General features: G+C 45.8%; 26 protein-coding genes and 2 pseudogenes. 15 read left to right on the top strand and 13 right to left on the bottom strand.

What is annotated here, in order from left to right; translation table 11 throughout:
* Nucleotides 1-2 precede the first annotated feature (2 nt).
* The 7 genes from JCM23214_RS20045 (at nucleotide 3) to JCM23214_RS20040 (ending at nucleotide 6,605) form a co-directional block, all read left to right on the top strand.
* On the top strand, nucleotides 3-1,322 hold the full coding sequence (locus JCM23214_RS20045) for a lytic transglycosylase domain-containing protein (protein ID WP_159104330.1): 1,320 nt from the start codon (nucleotides 3-5) through the stop codon (nucleotides 1,320-1,322).
* 78 nt (nucleotides 1,323-1,400) lie between these two features.
* Nucleotides 1,401-2,090 (top strand): haloacid dehalogenase type II, encoded by a 690-nt coding sequence (locus JCM23214_RS09485; protein ID WP_025898741.1) that lies wholly within the window; start codon nucleotides 1,401-1,403, stop codon nucleotides 2,088-2,090.
* A gap of 13 nt (nucleotides 2,091-2,103) precedes the next feature.
* Complete coding sequence (locus tag JCM23214_RS09480) at nucleotides 2,104-2,964, top strand: alpha/beta fold hydrolase (RefSeq protein WP_025898740.1); 861 nt, start codon at nucleotides 2,104-2,106, stop codon at nucleotides 2,962-2,964.
* 1 nt (nucleotide 2,965) lies between these two features.
* The gene (locus JCM23214_RS09475) at nucleotides 2,966-3,949 is read left to right on the top strand and encodes a threonine ammonia-lyase (protein ID WP_025898739.1); all 984 of its coding nucleotides are present in this window, start codon (nucleotides 2,966-2,968) and stop codon (nucleotides 3,947-3,949) included.
* A gap of 711 nt (nucleotides 3,950-4,660) precedes the next feature.
* The gene (locus tag JCM23214_RS09470) at nucleotides 4,661-5,047 is read left to right on the top strand and encodes a hypothetical protein (protein WP_025898738.1); all 387 of its coding nucleotides are present in this window, start codon (nucleotides 4,661-4,663) and stop codon (nucleotides 5,045-5,047) included.
* A gap of 281 nt (nucleotides 5,048-5,328) precedes the next feature.
* Nucleotides 5,329-5,853 carry a DUF6065 family protein gene (locus JCM23214_RS09465; protein ID WP_148301830.1) on the top strand — a complete coding sequence of 175 codons (525 nt, stop codon included), beginning with the start codon at nucleotides 5,329-5,331 and terminating at the stop codon, nucleotides 5,851-5,853.
* 116 nt (nucleotides 5,854-5,969) lie between these two features.
* On the top strand, nucleotides 5,970-6,605 hold the full coding sequence (locus JCM23214_RS20040) for a 2-hydroxychromene-2-carboxylate isomerase (RefSeq protein ID WP_037493214.1): 636 nt from the start codon (nucleotides 5,970-5,972) through the stop codon (nucleotides 6,603-6,605).
* Nucleotides 6,606-6,620: 15 nt separating this feature from the next.
* On the opposite strand, the gene JCM23214_RS09455 is transcribed toward JCM23214_RS20040, so the two are convergent.
* From JCM23214_RS09455 to JCM23214_RS09415, 9 genes are all read right to left on the bottom strand, one after another.
* Nucleotides 6,621-10,055 carry a tetratricopeptide repeat protein gene (locus JCM23214_RS09455; protein WP_025898735.1) on the bottom strand — a complete coding sequence of 1,145 codons (3,435 nt, stop codon included), beginning with the start codon at nucleotides 10,053-10,055 and terminating at the stop codon, nucleotides 6,621-6,623.
* Nucleotides 10,052-10,351 carry an OmpA family protein gene (locus JCM23214_RS09450; RefSeq protein ID WP_025898734.1) on the bottom strand — a complete coding sequence of 100 codons (300 nt, stop codon included), beginning with the start codon at nucleotides 10,349-10,351 and terminating at the stop codon, nucleotides 10,052-10,054. The genes JCM23214_RS09455 and JCM23214_RS09450 overlap by 4 nt, the downstream gene beginning before the upstream one ends.
* A complete protein-coding gene (locus JCM23214_RS09445; RefSeq protein WP_025898733.1) occupies nucleotides 10,324-10,776 on the bottom strand; it encodes a flagellar motor protein MotB in 453 nt (150 codons plus the stop codon). The genes JCM23214_RS09450 and JCM23214_RS09445 overlap by 28 nt, the downstream gene beginning before the upstream one ends.
* Nucleotides 10,773-11,453, bottom strand: coding sequence for a hypothetical protein (locus JCM23214_RS09440; RefSeq protein ID WP_025898732.1), 681 nt, complete (start codon nucleotides 11,451-11,453; stop codon nucleotides 10,773-10,775). Before JCM23214_RS09440 ends, JCM23214_RS09445 begins: the two co-directional genes overlap by 4 nt.
* A 20-nt stretch (nucleotides 11,454-11,473) precedes the next feature.
* Complete coding sequence (locus JCM23214_RS09435; RefSeq protein WP_025898731.1) at nucleotides 11,474-12,136, bottom strand: protein phosphatase CheZ; 663 nt, start codon at nucleotides 12,134-12,136, stop codon at nucleotides 11,474-11,476.
* Nucleotides 12,137-12,238: 102 nt separating this feature from the next.
* Nucleotides 12,239-12,916, bottom strand: coding sequence for a MotE family protein (locus tag JCM23214_RS22400; protein ID WP_025898730.1), 678 nt, complete (start codon nucleotides 12,914-12,916; stop codon nucleotides 12,239-12,241).
* Between the two features lie 17 nt (nucleotides 12,917-12,933).
* A complete protein-coding gene (locus JCM23214_RS09425) occupies nucleotides 12,934-13,383 on the bottom strand; it encodes a DUF6468 domain-containing protein (RefSeq protein WP_025898729.1) in 450 nt (149 codons plus the stop codon).
* Nucleotides 13,384-13,390: 7 nt separating this feature from the next.
* Entirely contained in the window at nucleotides 13,391-14,593 is a 1,203-nt protein-coding gene (gene fliM, locus JCM23214_RS09420; protein WP_025898728.1) for a flagellar motor switch protein FliM, read from the bottom strand.
* 8 nt (nucleotides 14,594-14,601) lie between these two features.
* Nucleotides 14,602-15,138: a flagellar basal body-associated FliL family protein gene (locus JCM23214_RS09415; RefSeq protein ID WP_025898727.1), complete on the bottom strand. Its 537-nt coding sequence runs from the start codon at nucleotides 15,136-15,138 to the stop codon at nucleotides 14,602-14,604.
* Between the two features lie 332 nt (nucleotides 15,139-15,470).
* Here JCM23214_RS09415 and flgF point away from each other — a divergent pair, with 332 nt between their 5' ends.
* From flgF to flgH, 4 genes and pseudogenes are all read left to right on the top strand, one after another.
* Nucleotides 15,471-16,193 (top strand): flagellar basal-body rod protein FlgF, encoded by a 723-nt coding sequence (flgF, locus tag JCM23214_RS09410; protein ID WP_025898726.1) that lies wholly within the window; start codon nucleotides 15,471-15,473, stop codon nucleotides 16,191-16,193.
* Nucleotides 16,194-16,207: 14 nt separating this feature from the next.
* Nucleotides 16,208-16,993 (top strand): flagellar basal-body rod protein FlgG, encoded by a 786-nt coding sequence (gene flgG / locus JCM23214_RS09405; protein WP_025898725.1) that lies wholly within the window; start codon nucleotides 16,208-16,210, stop codon nucleotides 16,991-16,993.
* A gap of 32 nt (nucleotides 16,994-17,025) precedes the next feature.
* On the top strand, nucleotides 17,026-17,985 hold the full coding sequence (flgA, locus tag JCM23214_RS09400) for a flagellar basal body P-ring formation chaperone FlgA (RefSeq protein ID WP_025898724.1): 960 nt from the start codon (nucleotides 17,026-17,028) through the stop codon (nucleotides 17,983-17,985).
* A 21-nt stretch (nucleotides 17,986-18,006) separates the two neighbouring features.
* A pseudogene (flgH, locus tag JCM23214_RS26950) lies at nucleotides 18,007-18,767 on the top strand (flagellar basal body L-ring protein FlgH).
* A 52-nt stretch (nucleotides 18,768-18,819) separates the two neighbouring features.
* On the opposite strand, the gene dksA reads toward flgH, so the two are convergent.
* Together dksA and JCM23214_RS09385 are read right to left on the bottom strand one after the other, a co-directional pair.
* Complete coding sequence (gene dksA / locus JCM23214_RS09390; protein ID WP_025898723.1) at nucleotides 18,820-19,236, bottom strand: RNA polymerase-binding protein DksA; 417 nt, start codon at nucleotides 19,234-19,236, stop codon at nucleotides 18,820-18,822.
* A 136-nt stretch (nucleotides 19,237-19,372) separates the two neighbouring features.
* Nucleotides 19,373-19,795 carry a flagellar assembly protein FliX gene (locus JCM23214_RS09385; RefSeq protein ID WP_084264704.1) on the bottom strand — a complete coding sequence of 141 codons (423 nt, stop codon included), beginning with the start codon at nucleotides 19,793-19,795 and terminating at the stop codon, nucleotides 19,373-19,375.
* 357 nt (nucleotides 19,796-20,152) lie between these two features.
* Between JCM23214_RS09385 and JCM23214_RS20025 the strand changes: the two are divergent.
* From JCM23214_RS20025 to JCM23214_RS09365, 4 genes and pseudogenes are all read left to right on the top strand, one after another.
* Nucleotides 20,153-21,213 (top strand): annotated as a pseudogene (locus tag JCM23214_RS20025) (flagellar basal body P-ring protein FlgI).
* Nucleotides 21,213-21,518: a rod-binding protein gene (locus JCM23214_RS09370; RefSeq protein ID WP_025898721.1), complete on the top strand. Its 306-nt coding sequence runs from the start codon at nucleotides 21,213-21,215 to the stop codon at nucleotides 21,516-21,518. The pseudogene JCM23214_RS20025 and the gene JCM23214_RS09370 overlap by 1 nt, the downstream one beginning before the upstream one ends.
* A gap of 4 nt (nucleotides 21,519-21,522) precedes the next feature.
* Nucleotides 21,523-21,723 carry a hypothetical protein gene (locus tag JCM23214_RS23335; protein WP_148301829.1) on the top strand — a complete coding sequence of 67 codons (201 nt, stop codon included), beginning with the start codon at nucleotides 21,523-21,525 and terminating at the stop codon, nucleotides 21,721-21,723.
* Entirely contained in the window at nucleotides 21,711-22,001 is a 291-nt protein-coding gene (locus JCM23214_RS09365) for a hypothetical protein (RefSeq protein WP_025898720.1), read from the top strand. Before JCM23214_RS23335 ends, JCM23214_RS09365 begins: the two co-directional genes overlap by 13 nt.
* 114 nt (nucleotides 22,002-22,115) lie before the next feature.
* Here the strand turns inward: JCM23214_RS09365 and JCM23214_RS09360 are convergent, their stop codons facing one another.
* Nucleotides 22,116-22,487, bottom strand: coding sequence for a flagellar protein FlaG (locus JCM23214_RS09360; protein WP_025898719.1), 372 nt, complete (start codon nucleotides 22,485-22,487; stop codon nucleotides 22,116-22,118).
* A gap of 535 nt (nucleotides 22,488-23,022) precedes the next feature.
* Nucleotides 23,023-23,472, bottom strand: a complete 450-nt coding sequence (locus JCM23214_RS09355; RefSeq protein WP_025898718.1) for a MarR family winged helix-turn-helix transcriptional regulator — start codon at nucleotides 23,470-23,472, stop codon at nucleotides 23,023-23,025.
* Nucleotides 23,473-23,550: the final 78 nt, after the last annotated feature.

Here is a 23,550-nt window from a genome sequence, read left to right as displayed (position 1 = left end):
GCATGTCTCGAAATGTTGACGCTGGCCTACGGCAGGTACCACAAGAGTTGATGAACGACCCGGGGCTTATCTTTGACAGAACCAAATGGCGCAGAAGAAAAGGCCGCCACGAAGAAGCAAGAGAGCTGCTCCTCAAAATGGGAGAAGATGTGCCCCACCCCGAGATCTGGTGGCCGGAGCGCGAAATTCAGGCTCGAAAGCTTTTGCGGCTTGGACATATTACCGAAGCTTACAACCTGTCGCGGTATCATGGCCTTAAAACTGGTGGCAAATTTGCTTCTGCTGAATGGCTTGCAGGATGGATAGCCTTGCGCTTCCTGCATGAATATGACGAAGCGCTCGTTCATTTCACGCGTTTGTATGAAAATGTCAGTTATCCAATTAGCCGTGCCCGCGGTGCATACTGGATAGCGCGCGCTTATGCCGCGATGAAAGATGAGAAATCTGCAAAATACTGGTTCGAGGAGGCAACTCGCTATAGCTCCACATTTTATGGTCAGGTCGCCATGAGTGAACTGGGCCTGGAATCAGCCCCCGAGCTCAAGAAAAAATCATCGTTCAACAGGGAAACCCGACAACGCTTGGATAAAAACGAACTCGTAATGATCGTTCGGCATTTGGCGGAGCTTGACCGAAGTCGGTATGCCAGACCGTTTTTGCTCAAACTCACTGAAGATGCAACCAATCCGCAGGATTATGTGTATTTAGGTAAACTAGCAAGCGATATAAACCGACCAGATTTTGGGGTCGCCGTCGCAAAAAGAGCGTCACAACTTGGAACGGAGTTACCGGATATCAGTTGGCCAACTCATACCTATTTTCCTGAAAATCCACCTATTGAAAAACCCCTTATTCTTGCGATTACCAGACAGGAAAGTGCCTTTGCAAGTGACGCTATCTCTCCCGCTGGAGCAAGGGGTTTAATGCAGCTCATGCCCAGAACAGCGCGCGCTGTTTCACGCAAGCTCAAAGTCAGTTACGGAAAATCAAAGCTGATAAATGATCCTGCCTATAACACACTCCTTGGAAGCACGTATCTTGGTAGCCTGATCGACAGGTTTGATGGCTCCTACATACTGGCAATCGCTTCATATAACGCGGGTAGTTCCCGGATAAGAAACTGGATTGAAGAATGGGGCGATCCAAGACTGAACGAGATTGATACATTGGACTGGATTGAACTTATTCCTTTCAATGAAACACGGAATTACGTTCAGCGTGTTATGGAGAACCTGCAGGTTTATCGTCAACTCCTGAACGAAGATGAGATCAAGATCGTCCAAATGGGAGATGACCTTTTGAGAGGAAACCCAACAAACTGAATTTTTGACTGGTCGGCAGGCAGGGGAATGCTCTATCCTGCCAATCTAATACGGGGCGCCTTAAAATTAGGAATATTTATGACTGATACCCGCTTCCCTGACATCAAAGCCTGTGTTTTTGACGCCTATGGAACCTTATTCGATGTAGATGCTGCTGCTCGTCAGGAAAAAGACCGCTTGGGCGAAAACTGGAAAACTCTTTCCGACATTTGGAGGCTGAAACAACTCCAATATACATGGTTGAGGAGCCTGCAAGGAAATTACACGGATTTCTGGAAAATCACGGAAGATGCCCTTGATTTTGCAATGGAGGCGGAAAATCTAAATGACAAAGCCCTCAAAGCACGATTGATGGATCTTTACCTGACTTTGTCCGCCTATGAGGAAGTTCCTCAAACACTCAAAAAACTGAAGGAGGCCGGCATCAAATGCGCCATCCTTTCCAATGGTTCACCGCAGATGCTCGAAGCAGCGGTCGAAAATGCTGGAATTTCAAGCTTGCTGGATGGAGTCTACTCGGTAGCGGAAGTAAAAGTCTTTAAACCACACCCCAAAGTATACGAATTGGCTGTGGATCGTCTTGGTGTGGATGCACGGCATATTTCTTTTCAAAGTTCCAATGGATGGGACGCATATTCAGCAAAAGATTTCGGATTTAATACAATTTGGTGTAACCGGTTCGATCAGGCGGCAGAGCGCCTGCCCTCTTCACCTGATTGCCAGATCAAAAATCTGACACAAATGTTCCCCATAGTCGGAGTAACATAATTTGGCAGAGACTATGAGCTACACTGAGCATTTTTACAAATCTAACGATGATCTGAATCTCTATTACCGTCAATATGGTGCCACTAGTGACCGTTTACCGGTGGTGTGTCTTTCTGGTCTTACACGCAACTCAGGTGACTTTGAAGGATTTGCAGCCGAGTTTGCAAATGATCGGCAGATTTTCACTCTGGACTATCGCGGGCGGGGTCAATCAGATTGGGATAGCAACTATAAAAATTATGACCCTCAAACCTATCTTGCAGACGTCCTGACATTTCTGTCACATGCGGGCATCAAGAATGCAATTTTCATAGGGACATCACTTGGCGGCATCCTCAGTATCGCTCTGGCCGGACTAGCCCCGCAATTTGTAAAGGCTTTGATCCTGAACGATATCGGGCCGGAAGTCTCCGAAGAGGGTAGCTCGCGTATCGCCGATTATGTTGGAAAAGATATTCGTTTTAATAACCTTGAAGATGCAGCCTTGGCGCAAAAAGAAATGTATCGGTCCGCTTACCCTGACGTTGAAGAAGAATATTGGCTTGAAACAGCTGGTATTGGATTTGTGTTCGATGAAAAAGACCGAAACTACCGTGCAAATTATGACCTGACATTGGGAAAAGCGTTACGTGAACAGCTTGACAAAAAAGATCCCGTAGATTTGTGGCCGTTTTTTGAATCCCTCAACTCCAAACCAGTGCTTGCCATTCGAGGTGAATTATCTGATGTGTTAAGTGAAGAGACTTTTCAAAAAATGCAAACTGTATTACCCCATATGCAGACCCTGACATTGCCCAACCGAGGGCACGTCCCCACTTTAACAGAGCCCGCCTGTATCAACACAATAAAAACGTTTCTGGATAACCTGGACTAAAATGACACCTACATATGAGACTATTTTAAAGGCAGCTACAGCAATTAAATCTGTGGCTGTTAAAACACCCTTGCTGGAATCACCAGCTCTTAATGAATTTCTGGGTTGTCGGCTGTTTGTAAAAGCGGAAACGCTTCAAAAAACAGGTTCTTTTAAATTCAGAGGTGCTTTTAACGCTATCTCTTCGCTGTCAACGGATCAAAAAAATCGAGGTATTTTCGCCTACTCTAGTGGAAATCACGCTCAAGGAGTCGCTTTGGCGGCTCAAATGCATGGTATCAAAGCGACAATTCTCATGCCCGAAGACACTCCCGAAATCAAACTCAACAACACTAAAGGATATGGGGCTAAGGTCATAACCTACAATCGCTATACGCAATCCCGTGAAGAAATAGGTGCTAAAATTGCGGCTCAGGAAAACCTTACTTTAATCAAACCATATGACAATCCCCATGTCATTTCTGGGCAAGGCACAACTGGAATTGAGATTATTCAACAACTGAAACGACTGAACCTTGAAGCTGACGCTATAGTGGCGCCTTGTGGCGGGGGTGGTTTGTTAAGTGGTATATCGCTCGCCGCACAGACCCTTGTACCGGATACACGGATATACGCAGCGGAGCCTGAGAATTTTGATGATACAACCAGATCTTTGATCGCAGGAAAACGATTAGAAAATGGAACGGAACATAAAAGCATTTGCGATGCAATTGTCACTCCCATGCCCGGAGAATTAACATTTCCAATCCTACAATCGTGCAAAGCAAGCGGAGTTACAGTTTCAGATGAGGAGGCAAAACAAGCAATCTGGGCCGCATTCCATTATTTCAAGTTGGTAGTTGAGCCCGGTGGCGCTGTCGCTTTTGCAGCCCTTCTCCAACGCAAAATCGATGTGAATGGAAAAGTTGTTGTTGCCGTATTATCCGGTGGTAATGTGGACCAACAATTATTTGCTTCAACTCTTTCTCAATATTCCTCACTCTAAATACGTTTGCCGTTCTATTGAAATGCCTGTGATTCTGCGAATTCGGGCATTTTCCCTCTCCTCGGCAATAAAATATATTTATCGTTTTTTTGGGTTATAAGACCCTGCCTAATTAGAGAAATGCAGTATTCCCGCTCAATTAGGAAAGAAATTCCATCATTTTCATCTGAACTTACGAACTCAATAAGATTAAAACAATTTTAAATACTACTAGTGAGGGTTGTTACATTAGTGTATCACATTATACGTTAAATCAAATTTTATTAAAATAATCCGAAAATTTTATTCATTACAAAACTCTTAAAAAACGAATTTAATTCTTGTTAATCTTCAATATATTATAGTTAACCGCCATCAGAAATTAACCTTAATGAAATCTTTTGACACCCTTTTATATTAGAGAGTAATAAATATATATTTCTCTCTTTAATTATAATCAGTTCAAATTTTTATATTTTATTTCAACCTGTTAATAAACTTGATCCAAAAAAACGTTTGATTTTTCTTTGTTAAAATTTCGGCTAAACAACCATTGCGCCACCCAACTTTACAATCCTGATCTTCAAAATTACGGTTAATCACAGAACGTCACCAAACACTACTTTGACGTCTATTTTATTCCCAGATCATGGATAAATGGGAATAGAAAAAACACTCTCTCGGTTTTGGGGGCAGTAACTGTATTTATATGTATTAGATGAGGATATTAAAATGTTTACTCGTACCTTCTCTGTTTCAACCAATAAAACTTCCACTAAAGATTGTGGTTCTGTTCGCCTTGGCAATATGAGCCCTGCATTCAAGATTGAAAGTGCGAAAGCAGAGGTTAGTGATAAAAAAAATGTTCAACTGGGAAATATGAGCCCGGCGTTTAAAGTTGAAACATCCAACGCCAAGACAAAAGACACCGGAGCAGTTCGTCTGGGGAATATGAGTCCTGCATTCAAAATAGAAACATCTGACACAGAAGTAAAAGATAGCGCAAAAGTCCGCCTTGGGAACATGAGCCCGGTGTTTAAAATTGACATCTCAGAAACAAAAACAAAAGATAATGCCAAGGTGCGCCTTGGAAATATGAGCCCTGCCTTTCGCGTTTAATCAAAAACATTATGGGTATCCAAAAGGGTATTGAAAAAAGTGACCTAGCGCGGAGTTCCGCGCTGGTGTCACCTTCGCCGATCATCAAATTTTACCGTATGATCGAGGACACTCCTAAACCTCAAAGGGCAGACAGATCGGCAGGTGGATTAATCCCAACCCGAGCATTCCGATACTGTGAACCGATGACAACGGCTTCTGCTTTCGGTTGGTACATATTTCCTCCCATGGACTTTTCTGTGCTTTGGAATGGTTCAGAAATATTTTGGCAATTTGGGGATATGGATAGTTGGCTTCCGTTAGAAGCCGCACAATATCCGGGTTTTTCAGATCATTTCGACAAAAACTCGCCACCCCAGCTTAAAGGCTATGCCCCTCCCTTTATTTCACGCGCCCCCGAAAGTGGTGTCCTTAAAATCTGGTCCGGTCTAATGGTTAAAACGCAACCCGATTGGAGCATATTGGTACGCCAACCCGCGAATTTGCCAGCACATAGTGCTTATGAACATTTTGAGGGAATTATTGAAACTGATCGATGGTTTGGTCCTTTATTTACAAATCTGCGCTTACGAAAAACCGACATGCCAATCAGTTTCAGGCGCGATATGCCACTTATGCAAATTCAACCCCTACATCGCAGCACATATAGTGAAAAGGTTCTCAAGGATTTCGAATTTGCGGAAGACCTGAACAGCTTTGATGACGAAGACTGGACCGATTACAAGGCTACCGTGCTTGACCCGGGGTCAGCTCAAGAACGCCCGCGCGGACTTTATGCAAAAACGTCCAGAAAGAACCGGAAATAAAATTTATCAATTGAACAAGTGATGAATTTCGGAATTGATCCTCTTGGCAATCATTGTCACAATAGGAAAAAGGAACAAAAAACAAAAAGGGTGAACCCCATGACAATGACTGCGACCTGTTCTGGTCGTTTCGAAGCCCCTATTCCTATCTGGCAATCCCTCAGTACCTGGATCTTGTAAAAACGTATGATCTAAAAATAAATGTTCGCCCGGTTTATCCCATTGCTATCCGCAATCCAGAGTTTTTTGAAACGATCAATCCTCAATGGATTCCGTATCTTATGCTCGATTGCGCGCGAATTGCAGAATACCGAGGTATGACATTCATATGGCCAAGGCCCGATCCAGTCGTGATAGATAGGGAAAAAGGAAGAATTTCTGAAGATCAACCCTATATCCACAACATCACCCGCCTAGGTGTGATTGCAAGTGAGACTGGAGATGGCCTTGAATTTTTGAACGTTGTATCAAAATCTATTTTTGATGGTACAACTGTTGACTGGCATAAGCCCGAAATTCTATCGCAAACGGTGGCAGCAGCCGGCTTTAACCTTGATGTTCTGCAACAACAGGTAACAGGCCATGAAGTTGAAATCGACAGTCGAATTCAGCAAAACCAGGAAGCTTTGGAAAAATCCGGACATTGGGGAGTACCAACACTAGTTTATGAAGGGGAACCTTTTTTCGGGCAGGATCGAGTTGATCTCGCTTTATGGCGCATGAAACAAAATGGTTTAAAAACGAGAACATAGCTGGCGAACGTTCTGCTAGTTCGTTGACCAGAATTCTCCATTTTTAAGCTGTTCGCGATACCCAGCCATAAAACTCTCAAGTTGACCAATTTTTGCGATTGCTGTCGCCCGCTCCCTAAACCCTGTGTCAGAGGCGTCTGATTGATCTGTAATTAAATCAAATGCATCCAGATCCGGCGTACCAACTAACTTCTTGCGGTAGGTCGAACGAAGTTTATTGATCCCGTTTGTATCTGCTGAAAGGCTGTATGCAACTGCCATTTGCATCACCCGTTGCCGATCCACCTCGCTCAGTTTGACTGCTTTTTCGGCACCGTTTTTCTGAAGAAGCTTATCAATAGAATCGGTTGCACGTGCCCAGTTTTTTGACTTCCAATAAATCTCAGCACGGAGTAAATCTGCAGTTTCACTGTTATCAGATTCGAGAAAATCCAACGCATCGTCATACTTGCCAAGTTCCATATTGGCTCGCGCATGGATATAGCGACGCTCGTCTTTCACGCGATCAGGTAAAGCCCGCCATCTTGTGCGGCTCAAGATATTGATACTCTCTTTAGGATCACCATTCCAAAGATGTACAACAGCAAGCTTTGCTCCCGTGACAGCCTTCTGTGCCCCGCTAAGTCGGAAATTAACCTGATGGTCAAGCAGTTGCGCGGCCTGTTCCAGCAGATCAACCTTGATTAATCGATCTGCCAAATTTCTGATCATTTGATCGCCCTTATCCCCAAGTGGTGTGAGTTCACGATATTCATAATAAAGCGCCAGTGCCTTTATGGGAGGGAGCGCCTCTGCACCACCTTCAAGAAATAATTGATTGAATATGTCATTCATTTCCCTTGCTGTATCCCGCGCGATGGGTGCTTTTGGAAATGTCATGACAATTTCCTTAAAGGTCTTCAGACCTTCGCGCATTTGACCACTTGCAATTTGCAAGTCACCGATCCGCTTGAGAATATTGAGCTCAAGTTCATCACCGCGCCAGACGAACGACATTTTACGAAACTCTTCAATTGCCTCTTCCGGCGATAATTCTTTCAACGCAAGCTGGGCATTTACCTTGGCAAATCTTGCTTTCGCTGTTGTTGGTCTATGATCAAGCGCTATCGTTTGATCAAATTTTCCAACGGCGCGCCCAATATCCCCTGAGCGCAAAGCGGAGACACCCTCCAGATATTCCCGCAAAGCAGCGGTCTCAAGATCTACCTGACCACTCACGGATGTTCTGATTTCTTCAAGTGCCGCATTAGCGGCTTCAATGTCATAATCCTCTAGCGCAGCTTCAGCCGCCAACAGATTGAACTCGTTTGATAAATCCTGATCATAAACTCCAAAAGCATCGCGGCCGATTTTGAGCTCAGACGCTGCCCGTTTCCAATCTTTCTTCTCTGCAGCAAGCTTAGCTCGCCACGGCGCCACCTCAGCAATGCCATCAAATACCGGGTTAAACAGATCGACTTCCGCCTGATCCAGATGCCTTAGACCCAGGTTGGCGAGCCCTCGTAGCAATCTGTAAACCCCATCCTCATCTGCACGGGGATCATCAAGACGTATCCGCTCCAATACTCCGATTGCATCCGCATGAAACTCATGCCCAACCAAAAATTTGGCCAGCTCCATTCTGGGACCATTACGCCCCGCCTGAGGTGACCTTGCTACGCGCCGCTGTAAAAGCTGTTTACGTTCCCAAAATTCCTTGGCAGGCACCTGCCGCCAAGTATCGAGTTGAACCAATTGTGCTTTATCTTTCTTGGAATCAAAACGATCCGTCAGATCACCGTCCGCGAACAAATCTTGGCGGGAAATCGCGCGGGTTAGCTGCAATCCACCTTCTGCAGTAACTGATACGCCATTTCGCTCCACACTAACCGCAACAGACGGATCGCGCGCCGTCATCGCAATTCCCTGCATTGAGGGTAAAATCGTAAACTGTGTAAAGGTTCTTGATCTGCCAAAACCCCAGCTTGGGGCATGCAGAGGAACTGCAACAAGTTCATCACCTGCCTGTGGATCAATAAAGCTAATTTTGTCCCCGTTATTGACGGCAGGAATAAATACCCGCGCGCCATTTTGTGCCGCAGGCTGTGGCTGAATATCAATGGTATTCTTGATAACCGGAGACTCCGCCAGTCGAAAGTCGACACGCCACTCATTCTGGATACGGGTAACGCTGGGCGCGTACCCATCTCGAACAGCTAATCTAGCGATTGTAGCGCTTTCATGGCCGAACTGTTTTTTCTTCAATACCAGAAACTTATAGGGACCACCCAAATTTCGAAAATCCAGTGCTACAGGCTTGTCAAACACGACCCAATAATTACCTGACCGCTCAAACAAAGCCATAGCCGCAGATTCTTCAAAAGGAAAAATCAACCGAAATCCATCTCTAAGGTTACCAACATCCACAAGTAACTTTTTCTCAGGCAGAGCAGGTTCAGCTTTCATGGGTTTAGAGCCTGCTACGGGGATCAATGATCTTGGTGAATTGGTTGCCATGGCTGGCACGTCTGCAGGTTCTTCTGCCTGTGACGCGCCAACATTTTCAGCAGGTGCGGGTTTCAGACTTGCTGTTATTGTTTCTGTATCTTTAGTTCCCAACTCTTGTGCAGGACTGGGTACTGGATCGTCCTCACGCGTAGGCTGGGTTACTTTATCAATGTTATTTGTCAGCTTCTGTACAGGTGTTTTCGAAACTTTCGCAACTACCGCTGGTTTTGGATCAACTTCTGTTGAGGCTGTGGTATTTCCTGTTTGATCTTTGCGGAAATCAAAAGCAATGCTGTTTCCGCTGCGAAAAGCGCGGACTGTCGCATTATCACCTGTTGTTACACGCAACGTTGTTGAGCCACTATTTTGCTCTACCGCCAGCCCGCTCACAAATTTCGGCAAGTCAGATTGTATTTTGGCGATGTCAAGATTCGCGGATTTATCAAAAACCAGATCAAAAAAACCGTTTTTCTTTTGAACCTGATATTCAGTGCGCGTTGGCCAGTCCACCACAAGGCGACTGTATTTTGGATGGTCACCGGCGCGCACACGAACAGATTTTCGCGCATCAGTAGCACCTGAATTCTTCAGTAAGTCGACCGCAATTGCTGTTCCATAAACTGCCGTCCTTAACCCATATTCGCCTTTAAGAGGAAATCGTACACTTTTGTTATTATTATATATTTCCCCTTTCCCCACATAATCTTGCAGGGCTCTTTCCGCAACTGATAGATTAGCCTCTAGCGGATCCTTGAAAGTGATTATCAAGCTTCCCTCGCGAATATCAGCATCATAAGATTGCGCTCTGCCCCAGTCGAAAACAACACGCCCATATGTGGGATGTTCCGCGGCCCGAATTGCAATTTTTTCCGCTGCGTTCACCAATATTGGCATAAACGCAAAGCTCAGAATAAAACCCAGCAAGAAGAGTATTTTTTGCCCTGGAAGCCTGAGATTAATCATCGATCAAGTCCCTTTGCTTCGCGAATGACAATATCAACGCGGCGTGCAAGTGCATATTTTTTTTCTTTTGTCTCTACAGATGCCAGTTCAAAGAAACGTGTATCTGCCATTCCAAAAACACGAATATCATACCCATAACCCGCCCGTCGCAAGGCCTCTGATACTGACAGGGCCCGGGCAAGTGACAAACCCCAGTTGGACAGAGTTTCCTCTGTTGGGTTCTTTGCCTGAACCGGGTCCGTATGACCGTATACCTCCACCCTGTTTTTTACATAGCGCAGACTTTCACCGAGCAATCGAGTTGCTTCCACCAGCTTTTGAGATACTGTATTATTTCCAGCCTCAAAAAAAGTATCGCCAGCAAACGAAATAATAAGGCGGTCTGCAGCTTGAACACCTCAACATGTTTTAGCTGTTCACTATTTGCGACTTTTGCGCTGATAATATTTTCCAGATAGTCCAGATCAAATGCTCGTTGTTCCGAGAACAGCTCCACATTCTTCTCAGCGGTTGGTCCCGCCTCTTCATTCTCTATGTTCAGATTAAGCGGATTACCGATTGCATCAATTACCTTTTCCCAAGTGTCCCGTTTGATTTCATTCATCGCAAACACAAGAACAAAAAACGCGAGTAGGAGCGCAAGCAAATCAGCTAACGAGGTAAGCCACATAGTATTTGTGCGGCGCTTGGCAGGTAGCATATTTTCATCCAGAAGGCTCATTTATCAGCTTCCCTCTGGAATTGGTGATTAAAATTATCCCGTACATAGAACTGAAATACGACTTCATTCTCAGCATTTCCGGAAAGTCCAACAAACAGATTTCTCGCTGGCACACCTTGCGCGGCAAAGCTTTCTACCAGTGTGTTTAATCGCTTAATATCCAGATTTCCACCAAGCTCGTCCGATTTGGGTAAATCAGCAGATGTCCTAAGTGAAATTTCCATATCAGTCGGGACAACACTACTGCGTTTAATCAGAATTCTGGCGGTCTCATCAAGTAAATCTTGTCTGGCGGCGCGGATATCCGTGGATTTTTCTGCAAATAACTGACTGACAGGAATGCGAAAACGCAAACTATCGCCCTCTTTACTCTCTTCACTTTTGATCAGTGGAATAGCAGCTTCATAGACCTGCTTCAATTGAGCATGAAACACCGCATTGCCGAGCTTGTCCTGCTTGTAGTGGGTATCCGCATGTTCCTGCTGTGTCTTTTCTTCCCCTTTGAAAGCAACGTCAATACTGCCAATAACAGAGCGAATTCGCTCTTCCGCAGGTTCCGATATTGAGTTCAGATAAATAAAAAATGCGAGCAACAAAAAATAAAGCGCAACGAATACAATCGTTGTGCTTTTATTTGCGATCCTTGCATTGGGAACATGCTGGTAATTACCTAACATCAGGCAGCGCTACTCCATCTTTAATCGAAACTTGCAAGCAAAGCATCGATTTCATCCTGCGACACACCATCACCATCCATTTGCGGACCATTCAATAGATCTGCATCCGGCCGCTCATCATTCTCTTTTAGAACATCTGTAGCATCGGTGCGCGCTGCATCCTTGTTTACAGGTGCTCCCATTGAATCTGCCATTTTGTTGATAACAGTTTCGATATGCTGAAGCGTTGAGACAACCTTGTTTATTCGTTGACCGGTAATGTCCTGAAAGTTTGAAGCTTCGTAAATTTGTGTAATCACATCCGCAATTTTGGCTTCCTGATCGCCGCCAATGTTTGCTCCGATTTCACCGAGTGTCTCCGCCGCATCCAAAAACGTATTTGTCGCATCTTCGGTCGCATCAACAATTGCGCTCAGTTCGTCAGCTGCTGCAGGAATATGCTGTTCGCTGATTTCCTGCGGTTGCAGCGAAGATATTTCAACACGTGCTTTTTTGATAAAATCTACAAGCTCTAAAATTTGGGAATGAATTTGTATTTGAGGACCACTAATATCCCCTTCCATGCTGCACATCAGCTTTTCAACAAGATCAGCCACATCTTCCACAGCAACTGTCGACCCCATCTCCTCACGGATGGTCTCAACACGCTTTGTCAGATGTTCAGCAAACACTGCTTGTTCCATATTTCACCTATTCCCAATTTTGCCCTGTCAGCTGTTTAAAGCTTATTCCGTTTAAGTTAATCCCGAGTAAAAATGGGACAGCAGAGTGCCGCAATATAACAGCTATCCATTACCATCCTTCACATCCGGCAACTGCTTGCGTGTCGCGAGTTCGATAGTCAATTCCTTGGCTCTTGCCCCATTCATATTACCAAGGATTGTCGCCAGTTTGCTCTCTTTCATAAGACCGGCAATATCCAGCAACACCTTCATATCCAATGAATTAAAGATGCTCGCAGCGTCTTTAGGTTTCATTTTTTCGTAAATGGAAACCAGGCTTTTCAGTCTCTTTAATTCTTCCTTGTCATGTTTTTTGAGCAAATCCTGAATGGTAGATTCAATTTCTTTCAGCTTTGCGATTTTTTCATCAATCCGTTTCTCAGTCGCCTGAAGGAGATTATCGCGCATTTCAAGTTCCTGTTCGCGAACTTTCAATTGCTCTCGTCTCTCCGTCAGCTTTTGCAAAACTTCAATTTCACTTTCACTTAACTCTGTTACGTCAAAGTCTTCGCGCTGCGCTTCCGCTTCATTGTTATTTTCCTGCGGCGCTGCTTCATTTTCAGTGGTCTGTTCGGTGGTATCATTCTCAGCGGCAGTTTCCTGTGTCTGCGCCTGAACTTCCGCAACCTCAATGCCAAAAATCAAACCTTGGGCATCACTCCAGAAGCTGCTGATTTTCAATCCAAAAACCAGAGCCATCGCAATTACGGTTATGGGTAGTATTCTCAGGTTTTTCATCATGGGATTTCCGGAATTTCTCACTTGGATTTGGTCAACATTTCAAGAAGCTCGCGTTCGGCATCTGTCCTTGGCTCAATTACAACTTCCTCATCCGCCTTATCTTCCGATAGCGACTCTTTTGGCGTATTGATTTTCTGCCCAACACCACCGACACTTTCCTGCAACCGATCAGCAATTCTTGAACTGGACGCCTGAATAAGCTTCAATTCTTCAACAAGGGTTTTAGCCTCATCTATTTCGCTTTGTAGCGCGCCGCCGACGTCCTTACTCGCTTTTTTCAGCTCTTCAATCCCAAGCTTGGATTTTACGATTGCCTGATCAAACTGCTTAGCAACCTTTTGCATTTCCGACTGCGCGTCTCGCATCACTGACAATTTCTTGTTCAGGCTGACACAATAGGCAATGCAGGCCGCCAGCATCACAATCAAAATCAAATCAAGTATCAGGGGAATTGATAAAAATTCCATTACATAACTATCCTAAATGACGAAGTGTCTTATCGACCTTTACAGCGATATTCTGTCCAGAACGTCCCATTTTACCTGAAACCATTCCGATCCCGCCGCATCTGAGCACAACCGGGCTTTGCGGAGAGGCATTCAGCATGACTGTGTCACCAATTTCCAATCCCAGTATTTCATTCAAAGACATTTCCTGCTCGTCCAGCACCGCCTGAATATCCACTTCGGTGGCCCATAACTCGGTCGCCAAGTGGTTTTCCCAGATACTGTCACGACCAAATTTTTCACCCATGAACATCTGCAACAGAAGCTCACGAACGGGCTCCAGCGTGGCATACGGCAGCAATAGCTCAAGTCGCCCGCCTCGATCTTCCATATCAATACGCAACTTGATCAAAATGGCGGCATTGGCTGGACGTGCAATTGTTGCGAAACGGGGATTTGTCTCAACACGTTCCTGCGTGAAATTCACGGGGCTAAGCGGTTCAAACGCGGCGCACATGTCATGCAAAATGACGCTGACCATCCGCTCAACCAGATTTCTCTCAATTGTCGTATATGGCCGCCCTTCAATTCTCATGGCCGCAGTTCCCCGCCGGCCACCCAACAGAACATCCACGATTGAGTAAATCAGCGAACTGTCGACCATAATGAGGCCATAGTTATCCCACTCTTCTGCGCGAAAAACACTCAAGATTGCAGGTAAAGGGATTGAATTCAAATAGTCACCGAAACGGATCGAAGTGATATTGTCCAGACTGACTTCAACATTGTCAGAAGTAAAATTCCTGAGCGATGTGGTCATCATACGAACGAGACGGTCGAACACAACTTCCAGCATTGGAAGACGTTCATAGTTCACCAGTGCGGAATTGATGATGGCCTTAATACCGGATTTCTCTCCGCTACCATCTCCGTCCATGTCAAAACCAAGAAGACTATCAATCTCATCCTGATTCAAAACACGGGTGGATTGCCCTGAAGAGGCTTCAGAAATACTCGCTCCTGCAGGCTCCTCTTCCTCGGCATCGCCGCCCATCGCGGCAGCCATATCCATTTCACCCTCGGACCCTGGCTCCATGCCCATGGCAGCAGCCATATCCATGTCATCGTCACCGCCATCTTCAGCAGCCATGGCGGCGGCCATATCCATTTCTTCTTCACCGCCCTCAGCTGCCATAGCAGCAGCCATATCCATTTCGTCTTCGTCAGCCATCAGAACTCCTACTGAACAAGCATTTCCTTGAACAGGACATCTTTGACCTGTATGGGCTTGATCGAGCTATTGATACGATAAAGCAATTCTTCTTTAAGTCGGTAAACGCCAGCGGATCCACGCAAATCTTCCCGGCGCAGTTCACGCAAGTATACCTGAAAATTATCCATTACCCGCGGCATCAATTTTTCCAACTCAGGCAAAACCGTCTCGTCATCAAGCTCAAGGGATACCACCAGTTTCAAAAAACTGGCGTCATCAGCGGCGGAACTCAGATTAATGAGCATGTCTGGAAGATCATAGAAGACCACAACCTTCTCGACCTCTTCTACCACCTCCTCGACTTCCGCTTCTTCCGTGGGCTCCTCACTATCAAAAACGCCCGCAAAATAAGCTCCGCCGGCACCGCCAACGATGAGCAACACTGGCAGAACAATAAACAGAATAAGAGCCTTGCCACTCAGGCCCTTCTTCTTGACCTTCTCAACATCACCCTCTTCCGAGGCTGCCGCGCCTTCTGCGCCTTCTGCATTTTCATCTGCCATCTAAAGACTGGTCCCACTACTGGTATTATTTCAGTTCTGCCAAATTTAAAAAAACTTGGTTAACAATAAGTTGCAGTATTTCACTTTATAACAAATTTTCAATATTATTTAGTTGGCAAAATACAACCTATAGCCACTTCAGCGACGAATTTGCGACGCTCGCCTCAAACGGATGGAATAATTTTCCGTCTTCCCGGTATTTTATGCTCCCTAGACGCAATCACCTTCCTTATCCAACATCTTAACTCATTGAAATACAACAATATATTTTTTGGCACGGCTTATGCATAAATGTGAGCAACTGAATATTTGCCAGAAAGGCGGAGAAAAAGATGGAAAATGCTGTCTATGTCGGATTGTCTCAACAAATGGCTCTTAAGCGTCATCTGGATATTATTGCAAATAACCTTGCAAATATGTCCACAACTTCGTTTAAAAGCGTCAGTCCTGTATTTCAGGAATATCTACAGAACGAGCCTCAAGCCGAAAAGATTTCCTATGTACAGGATTACGGCGTCTACCACGATCAAAGTGAAGGCCGGGTCACTAACACCAATCGCGCCCTCGATTTTGCGATTGCTGGTGATGGTTTTTTTACAATCCGCACAGAAGATGGCGTCCGCTATACCCGCAATGGCAATTTCAAACTGGACCCTGAAGGGTTCATCGTTACCAGCAATGGTGATTTCCTCCTGGATGAAGGAAACGGCACCATCCAGGTCGATCTGACCAACCCGGACATCGAAGTCGCCGCTGACGGCACAATTAACTTGGGCACAGATGAAGTACTGAAGCTTGAGCTGGTGACTTTTGATAACAATCAAAAACTGACACAAGAAGGTAACGGGTATTACAAAGCAAACGGAGAAAATCCATTCCCTGCCCCTGAAGCCAAAGTTCTTCAAGGCAGCCTGGAAAGCTCCAATGTAAATCCAATCCTTGAAATGACCACCATGATTGAAGTTTTGCGAGCCTATGAGTCAGCCCAGAAACTTCTGGATGCAGAACATGACTTGCAAATGAAGGCAGTCGAACAACTGCCCACGTTGAATTAAGAGAGGAATTAGTAATGCGTGCACTCGGAACAGCAGCTACTGGAATGTTGGCACAACAACTGAACGTTGATGTGATTTCAAATAACATTGCCAACATGACCACAACAGGTTTTAAACGCCAGCGAGCAGAATTTCAGGACCTTCTGTATCAGGATCTTCGCCGCGCAGGCGCATCCTCCTCTGATGCAGGAACAGTTGTCCCATCTGGTATTCAGATCGGTGTGGGTGTGAAAACCGCATCAGTTTATCGGATCACCGATCAAGGTGGGATGGAAGCCACTGAAAATACATATGACCTTGCTATTCAGGGTGATGGTTATTTTCGGGTCCTGCTACCAAGTGGTGATGAAGCATATACCCGCGCTGGATCATTTCAGGTTAGTGCTACGGGTGAAATCGTAACACAGGATGGTTATACGGTTCTTCCCTCCATCACTGTTCCGCAGGATGCTTTAAGCGTCACAATCAACCCAAGCGGAGAAGTTCAGGTCAAACTTGACGGACAGGTAAATCTGCAAACTGTGGGTCAGATTGATCTTGCGATCTTTTTCAATGAAGCGGGTCTACAGCCAATGGGTGACAATCTGTACAAGGAAAGTACCGCATCCGGTGCTCCAAGTGTGGGGGTCCCCGGCTCAACCGGTTTTGGCACAGTACGACAAGGTTACCTTGAAAGCTCCAATGTGAATGCAGTTGGCGAAATCACAGCGCTTATCAGTGCACAGCGCGCTTATGAAATGAATTCAAAAGTTATTACGACAGCCGATGAAATGATGTCTGTCACCAATCAGCTTAGATAAAGCCTGATACTCTTAAGATAGAGGAAATGCTCATGAAACAATTGATCAAATATATTCTTCCCGCTTTGCTAACTTTACAAGGTGTCTCTCTGCTGCAAGCAGCTGAAGTAACGCTGAAACACAACATTTCTGTTGAGGGGGAAAGCATTACATTTGGTGATGTGTTTCATGGAGCCGCACATAAATCTGATTACGTCATCGCCTCATCACCAGCTCCGGGCAAGCGAATTGTCTTCAACGCCTCCTCTCTTGCGTTTGTCGCCAAGAAGCATGGCCTGAGCTGGACTCCCAAACAGGCAATCAGGCAAATCTCCGTATTGCGCGAAGGAACTCGCATTCCAGAACAACAAATTCGCGAAGAGTTGATGATTGCCCTCGAAACCGAACTGGGAGGCTCAGAATTTGAAATGCAATTAAGCCAGCGCACACCTGCCATTCTGGTTGGAACAGATGAGGATCCGATCGCCATGGTGGAAAATATTTCCTACAATCTGGCTAAAGAGGCTTTCAGCGCAATTCTCGTTGCCCCGGCGACTTCCGACAATCCTCGCAGATATAAAGTCAGCGGAAAAATCTACAAACAGATATTGGTGCCGGTCGCCTCCCGCCTCATCCCTGCAGGAGAAGTCATTTCTGAAACCAACATGGATTACAAATTGGTCCGTGCGAACCGCGTCAGCCGTAACGTTGCGGTTCATATGGAAGATGTGCTGGGCCGTAGCCCCAAACGGGCTGTCCGCACCGGTGGAACGATTGCCCTTAACAATCTGGGTGATCCGGTGACAGTCGCCAAAGGAAAGCTGGTTGCAGTAACACTTAAAAATGGGGGCATTGCCTTGTCAATCACTGGAAGAGCACTTGAAAGTGGCTCTACCGGTGACATCATCAGGGTGGAAAACATAAACAGCCGCAAACCTGTACAGGCACAAATTGTAAGCCCGCAAGAGGTTCGCATTATTACAGCCCAGCAGCGCCTAGCTGCGATCCAGTAACCCAAAAGTGGAGATTAGAAGATGACCCACCTGACACTCAAAAAATTCTCAAAATTTGCTCTCCTTTTTGGTCTGGGCGCCAGCTTGGCAGGATGTAATGCTTACAGCCGGATAGCCTCTATCGGTGAAGAGCCCCCTCTCACACGGATTGAAAACCCTGTTACTAGCAAGGACTATCAGCCCGTTTCCCTACCAATGCCACGCCCTGAGCCGGTTATTCATCAGGCGAGTTCCTTATGGCGTCCTGGATCAAGAGCCTTCTTTAAAGACCAGCGGGCAAATCGGATCGGTGATATTCTGACGGTTGTTGTCAAGATTGAGGACAAGGCAACTCTCAATAATTCAACAAGTACCTCCCGCACTTCCTCTGAAGAAGCAGCTATCACCAATCTACTAGGCTTGAATCCCAGCTGGCCAAAATTCTGCCAGAGGCTGTTGATCCTGCGGCCGCAGCTGACCTTGGAAGTACCCACAGCGTAGATGGTTCAGGCGCCGTTACCCGCAATGAAACCATTGAAATGGAGATTGCCGCCATTGTGACCCAGGTTCTGCCTAACGGGAACATGGTTATTTCAGGTCGTCAGGAAGTTCGCGTGAACTTTGAAAGCCGGGATCTTTATGTAACCGGTGTCATTCGCCCAGAAGACATTTCCTCCGCCAATACAATTGCCAGCTCCAAAATTGCTGAAGCACGTGTCGCTTACGGCGGCCGTGGTCACCTGACTGATGTCCAGCAGGCACGCTACGGTCAACAATTGTTTGACATCATCTTCCCGTTCTAAGCCCTGCCCCCCAGGAACAACAAAGCCGGCAAATTATTGCCGGCTTTTTTACTTAGTCGTCTCTATAGACTTTTTCGCGACGTTCGTGTCGTTCCTGCGCTTCCAGGCTAAGCGTTGCAACAGGTCGGGCTTCCAATCGTCGAAGTGAAATTGGCTCACCTGTTTCATCACAGTAGCCATATTCTCCCTCGTCAATCCGCCTCAGGGCCGCATCAATCTTGCCAATCAGCTTGCGCTGACGGTCTCGCGTCCTAAGTTCAAGTGCCCGCTCTGATTCCGTTGATGCACGATCAGCAATATCAGGTTCCTTAACGGTTTCTTCCTGAAGATTGAGGATCGTTTGGCTAGCATCTGCGAGAATTTCAGCTCTCCACTTCAGGAGCTTGTTTCTGAAGTATTCCTGCTGACGTGCGTTCATAAAAGGCTCGTCCTCGGAAGGCCTATAATCATCAGATAAATGAACGTTCATTACGCAACTCCAAATAGCGCATTAATATCCAGTGGTCTAATTTATAGAAATGCGTGTTTAGCACATCTAATGTAATGAACGGAAATTATAATCTAAAAATAGGAAAAAAAATATGACGGTTTTCGCAAAATCACCGTTAATAGCCGAGCTTGGCTAATTCTACAGCAGCGCGCAGCTCTATATCGCCTAGAATCTCGGCAAGTTTCGGATCTTCGGCCTTAACATCCATTTTGGAAAGTGTCGCTTGCAATTGCTTCAACCGCTCAACGGGAATCGCTCCGATTAACAATCCATGGCGAATTTCTTCCAGACGCTCTAACAGGTCTTGACCGCGACTGACAGCCTTTTTGTTACTCGTAACAGAATCTTCTACACCTTGAAGAGCAACAATTGCATCTATTGAAGCAATAGGTGCCGATGAGGATACATTACTGCTGGTCGCCACTTCATTTGTTTCACCCGGGACCGAGAATTTCTCACCGGTTTTGGACGCAGATTTCCCTCCCTTTGCCTTGCGGGTGGAGTTCACGTTACCTGGACCTGAAACTCTCATGCTCATTAATCTAACCGTTTGTAATTTATCTGCTTTACCTGTCTGTACTTACTCTTGGTCTTTTTACACAAAATATCAAGGGGATAAAATTGCCGGGTCAAACGGAAATAGCTGCCCATGCCTTGAACAACCGCGCCCCGCCGATTTTATTTATCGTTATTTTTCAGCCACTTATAACGAAAAACAATTGGCACGATATTCGCATTGTGAGTTGCAAATGTAAAACACACCTCTTTAAAGAAGAGCCTGTTAGCGATGAAAATTGATCTATTTGATAAAATTCAAACATTTCTGGGCGAGATCAAATCGCCGACCACGGTTTTTGGGCGGATACTGGTATCACTCATTATCCTGTCCCTGAATATGCCAAATGCAAACGCTGCCTCACGTGTAAAAGATATTGCGGATTTCGAAGGTGTTCGCGAAAATATTCTTGTGGGATACGGACTTGTTGTCGGTCTCAACGGCACTGGCGATAGCTCACCAGCTCCCCCTTTACCGAGCAGAGCTTGACGGCAATGCTGGAGCGGCTTGGCGTCAACACCCGCGATGCTGAGACAAAAACAGATAACGTTGCAGCCGTTGTTGTTACGGCAACCCTGCCCGCATTTGCCAGACAAGGCACAAGGATTGACGTTGCGATCTCGTCCATTGGCGATGCGGAAAGTCTTCTCGGTGGAACGTTGGTGGTAACTCCCCTTCTGGCTGCAGATGGTGAGGTATACGCTGTGGCGCAAGGTTCCGTAAATGTCGCCGGATTTTCCGCGGGCGGCGAAGCCGAAACCGTAACCAAAGGCGTGCCCACGGCCGGCCGAATAGCCAATGGCGCAATTGTAGAACGGGAATTGGGTTTCGACCTTGCTTCTCTAACAACCTTGCGTATTTCCCTGCGCAACCCCGATTTTACAACATCTCGTCGCGTTGAGCAGGTAATTAACAAATATATCGGCACCGACATCGCAAAATCGACAGATCCTTCGACTGTTGTTCTTAATCTGGAAGGCAGCAAACGCGAAGACATGGTCTCTTTGCTAACTGATATCGAACAGTTGATGGTAGAGCCGGACCAGATGGCAAGGGTCGTTATTGATGAACAATCCGGAATTATTGTCATCGGCAAAGACGTTAAGGTCGATACGGTCGCAATCGCCCAAGGCAACTTGACCGTCCGGATAACTGAAACACCTCAGGTCTCTCAACCCTCTCCTTTTGCGGAAAACGGCGAAACAGTTGTGGTCCCAAGAACCAATGTAGAGGTAACTGAAGATGCAGATCGGAAGCTCACGGTCCTCGATTCAGGGGTTAGGTTGCAAGACCTTGTAGATGGCTTGAACGCTCTGGGTATCGGGCCACGCGATATGATTTCCATTCTCCAGGCCATTAAAGCAGCTGGAGCCCTGCAAGCAGAAATCGAGTTGATGTAATGAGTGACTTAATTCATCAAAACCAGCAAATTCAAGCCCTTCAAACCAGTTCAGCCAAGCACGGCAAACCAGTTGACCAGAAGGCGCGCCAGACAGCCGAAGAGTTTGAAGCCTTTTTTCTGAGCCAAATGCTCAACAATATGACCAGCGGATTGCAGACCGATACAACATTCGGCGGCGGGGAATCCGAAAAAATCTTTCGCTCCATGCTGCATGACGAATATGCAAAATCCATGAGCCGCCAGGGTGGGATTGGGATTGCAGATATGGTCTACCGCGAAATTCTGGCGCTTCAGGAGATATAAACCCATGACACAGACAACACCACAACAGCAACGCAAACCTGTACTACTCTCTCCACGTGAACTGTCAGAAAAAATTTCAAGACTGAGTCAGATACTTGAGTTCGAAAATGAACTTCTGGCGCTCAAAAGCCACAATCTCTTTCTGAAAATCAGGCAGAGAAAACGCGACTTGTCGCAATCTATAACCAGCAGATGTCCCTACTAAAGGAAAACCCTAACCACTATAAACAGTTTCCAAAACAGGAAATTGATGCCTTGAGAGAGACAAGCCAGCAATTTTACGAAACATTGGACGCTCACTTTCGGCAACTCTCAACAGTGAAAACCGTTACCGAAGGTATTGTAAAAGCAGTAGCTGATGAAGTGGCCAAAAAGAAAGGTCCTCCCAATACATATAACGCATCAGCAGCCTTGCAATCCACGCAACAGACAAGAAGCACTCGTGTCCATAATGGATCAATTTCTTTTAATGAAGTTGTATGAAAAATTGTTCGGTTTTTTAATAAAATTTAACGTTAAAAACCGTAAAAAATCGAGAAGACATGCATGCAGCCGACAAAACCCGGGCCATGAACAGAAAGCAGATTACTTTCTGTTCTACACCCGGCTATCGACAGCGAGGCCTTCCAGCTCGCGATAATAAGCAACCCGACGGAGCACATAGTCTCCAGGAAACTGCTTTAATACCTCTCCGGTGTCTGAATTGATCAGACGGTAAACAAATCGCCCACTATCGGAATCCTGATCGATTGAAAATCTTCCCGCAGGAATTTCTTCATCTTCGAAAAAAGGTCCGATCGCCTGCTCGGCCCGGCGCACAGGATCGTCGATCTGACTTTCCTCTTCAAACTGCGCAACCTGCAATGATACACCAGTATCTTCACTTGGTCCGTCAGATGAAGCGGTTGAGCTTTCTGACTTCTGGCCGGCAAAGCCGACATTTGGTTTAAAAATTGGGGCTACGTCCATATCGCAACTCCTCTCACTTTCCTCAGCACGTAATTATATATCGTCAAATCTTACTAACCCGTAAACATTTTACGCACCCAGATAGAGAGGGACAAGCTGGTACTCAAATGAAGCACAAACCAATAACGCAAAATGCATTACATACAATTACTTCGTCACTGTTTGGGAAAATAACCTGATGAGGCAAAGCACGCCGCTTGTATAAGAGGCAATCAATTGGCTGTATATCGGCAGCGCCGTAAAACAACTCTCAACTGTCCTAATTCTAAGGGCGAGCCGTAGCTCGAGGTATATTAACCCGTCCCTAAACTAGCAAATAACGTGCCACGGATCAACCCGCATTAAGTCATTGAATTTATTTATATTAATCCTTATTTAACCGTATTTCCAAACAGGTATTTTTTGCCCAGTAGGCAAAACTTTCCGCCTTTATCGCAAAAATGAGGCAAAATATTCCTACCCCTGCTATTTGAGAAAATCACAAAAAAGCCGATCTCAATTTGGATCGGCTTGATTATAAGTATATTTAAACCGGCTAAACGCCATATTGAATATAATCTGTCCAGACACGTTCAATCTGGCGCAAGGCTTTTCGTGTCACCTCAAGATCGGGAGCCGGATTTGAATTGGCGAGCATATTAGCCTGTTTGTCTTCAGCTTCAGATAGCTGCTTGATCAGGGATAGACCTTTTTCTGACAATCGTATCATCGTTGCCCTTCGGTCGCGTTCAGATTTTTCCTGTATCAGATACCCCATCTCAACAAGTTTCTTAAGATTATAGGATGCATTTGAACCCTGATAATACCCCCGTGACATCAACTCTCGAACGTTGATCTCTTCATCGCCAATATTTGCCAACAGCAATGCCTGAACAGCATTGATGTCTGTTATTTCCAATAAAGTCAGCTCTGTACGCAGAACATCCAGAAACCGGCGATGCAGACGCTCGATCAAGCGCGTCATTTCATGATAATCTTCAACCACTTTTTCCCCTTTTGGGTGGCTCCCCACCTTATGAATGAGTTGAGTAAATCCTGCACCAATGTGACGAAACAACCTTAA

Source organism: Sneathiella glossodoripedis JCM 23214, assembly GCF_000616095.1.
GTDB classification, from domain to species: Bacteria; Pseudomonadota; Alphaproteobacteria; order Sneathiellales; family Sneathiellaceae; genus Sneathiella; species Sneathiella glossodoripedis.
This window is presented reverse-complemented; position numbering and strand designations above follow the sequence as displayed.